The following is a 3501-nucleotide window of genomic DNA, read 5'->3' as shown; positions in this document are numbered from 1 at the left end:
TTTTTATTTTTAAAGCTTATTTTTAGATTACCGGTATCATTTTCCTTTTTATAATCAGTTTCGTTTTCAATCTTTAAAACAAGTTTTTTAGAAGTGAATTCAAAATCTAAAATTTCGTTTAACTTGTCATTTCCTATGATTAATTTATATGGAACATTAAAAACTTTACCTTTTAAAACTAAGGCATTTTTCAAATTTTTAAGATCGTAATAAAAATTGCTGTCATTTATTTGATTAATAAATAAAACTTCATCATCACTATTAGTAAAAAAAAGATTACTCCTTTTAATTTTTATTACATTTCTATTTGGCTCTGTTTTTAAGAGATCTGTAAAAAAACTTAAGTCAGATTTTTTAAAATTAAAATCAGCTTTATCAAAAATCACATCTTCTGTTTGAATTTCATTAAAGTTAAAAAAGTTTTTAAAATCAATAAAAATCTTAAAATTTTTTACCTTTGCAATTTTTCTTTTATCACTCAGTATGGATAAATTTTTTGAGCTATAATGTGGTTTAGGAAAAAAATTATATTGGACCCTATTATCAAATTTTACTACTATATTGTATTTTTGATAAATTTGATTCTTTATTTCTTTTTGAATCAATTCTTTATTGTAGGCAGTAGGTATTAAGAAATATACAAGTGTCAAAAATATAATTGAAACAATGCCTAAAAAAACTTTATTATTCTTATCAAACCTTAATCCTTTTATGTCTAATATGAAGCGTCTTAAACTATTGAAATAATTTTCCAATAAATTATTTATATGTGAGATTTGTTTTCCAATTTTTTTAGATAATAAATTTTGTTTTCTCATATAAATTGAAACAAGTTATAATTTAAAATAAAAAATGTTAAACTCTGAATATTTAAAAAATCTTAATAAGGCACAAAAAGAAGCTGTTACACACCTTGATGGACCTCTTTTAATCGTAGCTGGCGCTGGTTCTGGAAAAACTAAAGTGCTGACATCAAGAATAGCAAATATAATTCAAGAAAAAAAAGCATATCCTAATCAAATACTAGCAGTAACATTCACTAATAAAGCAGCCAAAGAAATGCAAACTAGAGTAAGCAAAATTTTAGGCTCCTCAGCGACTGGGTTGTCATGGCTTGGAACTTTTCATTCTATTTGCGCAAAACTCTTAAGAAAACACGCTCCAGCAGTTAATCTTAATTCAAATTTTACAATAATAGATACTGATGACCAAACAAGGCTAATAAAAAACATATGTAAAGCAGAAAATATTGATATTAAACAATTAGCTCCAAGATATATTCTTGCAATAATTGATAAGTGGAAAAATAAAGGATTTTATCCAAATGAGGTAATAATCAATCAAAAGGATATTTACGAAAAAACTATTTTGCCGATTTATAAAATTTATCAACAGAAATTAATTGATTTAAACTCTTGTGACTTTGGTGATTTAATTCTTCATGCAGTCAAGATCCTAGAAAAAAATAAAGATTTAAGAGAAATTTACTCAAAAAATTTTAAATATATTCTAGTTGATGAATATCAAGATACAAATTTTATACAAAGTAAATGGCTTAGATTACTATCAGAAAAAAATAAAAATATCTGTTGTGTAGGAGATGATGATCAATCAATTTATAGTTGGAGAGGAGCAGAAATAAAAAATTTTTTAGAATTTGATCAAGTTTATGAAAATACAAAAGTAATTAGGCTAGAGGAAAATTATAGATCTACTGAAAATATTCTAGCTGTTGCATCAAACTTAATAGCAAATAATGTAAATAGAGTTGGCAAAACATTAAAGACAACTTTAAACGAGGGTGAATTAGTCAAATTAAATTGTTATAAAAATGGAAAAGACGAGGCTATTGGAATTTCAGATGAAATTGAAAAAATAAAGAAAGATTACTCATATAATAATATTACCATTCTTGTAAGGGCGATATTTCAAACTAGAGAATTTGAGGAAAGATTTTTAAAAATTGGACTACCTTACAGAATTTTAGGAGGAATAAAATTTTATGAGAGAGCTGAAATAAAAGATTGTGTTGCATATTTAAGATTAGTGTATCAAGAAAAAGATGATCTAGCTTTTGAGAGAATTGTTAATAATCCAAAGCGCTCAATTGGTGATAGCACGCTAAAAAGTATTCATGAATTTGCAAAAAAGCAAAAAGATTGTTTAGAGATATCTTCTAGAAAGATGATAGAAGAAAACTTAATTAAACCTAAAGCTAAAATAGGTTTAATTTCTTTTTTAGATTTAATTTCAAAATGGAGAAATGATCTAACAATAAAAAAAATGGGTCATGTTAAATTATTACAAACTATTCTTGATGAGTCTGGATATTCAGCAATGCTTAAAAATAAAAAAGATTTAGAAAATGAAAACAGACTTGAAAATATAAAAGAATTATTAAGCGCGATGAAAGAATTTGATAATTTAGAAAGTTTTTTAGATCATGTTTCACTAGCAACGTCAATTGACCAAGAATGGGAAGGTGAAAAGATTAATATGATGACAATGCATGCTGCAAAAGGTCTAGAATTTGAGGTAGTTTTTTTACCTGGTTGGGAGGAAGGACTTTTTCCTCATCAAAAATCCATTGAAGAAAAAGGTCAAAATGGATTGGAAGAAGAGAGAAGATTGGCTTATGTAGGTTTAACTAGAGCTAAGAAAAAGGTAGTGGTATCTTTTTCGATGAACAGATTTTACCAAGGTGATTGGATAGATAGCATGGCGTCGAGATTTATTGATGAACTTCCAGACAAATATTTAGAAAAAAATTCTTTTTTTGATGAAACTAAAGAGGAGATGGAGGAATTTGAATTTAATCAAGATATTGAAGATGAAAGTGGTATTAATAGTCCTGGATGGTTGAGATATCAAAAAAGAATTAAATGATTACTGAACGAATAAAAACTCTAATTAGTAAATTTAATAGATATAATATAGATGGATATATTATTCCCAAAAATGACGAATTTTTTTCAGAATACTCTGCAAATGATAGACTTAAAGCTATCACAAACTTTTCTGGCTCTGCTGGCTATTCAATCATTTTAAAAAAGAAAAAATATTTATTTGTTGATGGGAGATATACAATTCAAGCCAAAAAAGAGGTGGATAAAAGCTTTAAAATTGTAGATTTGCATAAAATTATTAATTGCGATTTATTCCAAAATCTGTCAATAGGTTTTGATCCAAAGATCTTTACATCTAAACAAATTAAGAATTTTTTTCATAAAAACAATAAAGTCAAAAGCATTGAGTCAAATTTAATTGATCAAATTCGTAAAAACAAAGTTAAATCTAATAAACCTTTTTTTTCTCTTAAAAACAAAATAGTTGGTGAAAATTATAAAACTAAAATTATGAAAATAAGAAAGTACTTAAATAAAAACAAATCAGATTATTTATTTATTACAGCACCAGAAAATATAGCATGGCTTCTTAATATTAGGGGACATGACAATCCAAATAGTCCTATTCCTAATTGTCAATTAATCATAAAAAATA

General features: G+C 25.7%; 3 protein-coding genes. 2 read left to right on the top strand and 1 reads right to left on the bottom strand.

The window, feature by feature from the left end:
- On the bottom strand, positions 1-818 hold an 818-nt coding region (locus ACTT83_RS04105; RefSeq protein WP_440918859.1), incomplete at its 3' end, for a hypothetical protein.
- Positions 819-852: 34 nt separating this feature from the next.
- On the opposite strand from ACTT83_RS04105, the gene ACTT83_RS04100 reads away from it, so the two are divergent.
- Positions 853-2886: an ATP-dependent helicase gene (locus ACTT83_RS04100; protein WP_440918858.1), complete on the top strand. Its 2034-nt coding sequence runs from the start codon at positions 853-855 to the stop codon at positions 2884-2886.
- The coding region (locus ACTT83_RS04095; RefSeq protein WP_440918857.1) for an aminopeptidase P family N-terminal domain-containing protein at positions 2883-3501 on the top strand (619 nt) is incomplete at its 3' end. The genes ACTT83_RS04100 and ACTT83_RS04095, both read left to right, overlap by 4 nt.

This window comes from Candidatus Pelagibacter sp. (genome assembly GCF_052049775.1).
Classification (GTDB): domain Bacteria; phylum Pseudomonadota; class Alphaproteobacteria; order Pelagibacterales; family Pelagibacteraceae; genus Pelagibacter.
The sequence above is the reverse complement of the archived record's forward strand: the minus strand, read 5'-3'. Positions and strand labels throughout refer to the sequence as shown.

Excerpts from the sequence above, each read along its gene's own strand:
- ACTT83_RS04100 (WP_440918858.1), top strand. The coding sequence starts at position 853 with ATGTTAAACTCTGAATATTTAAAAAATCTTAATAAGGCACAAAAAGAA.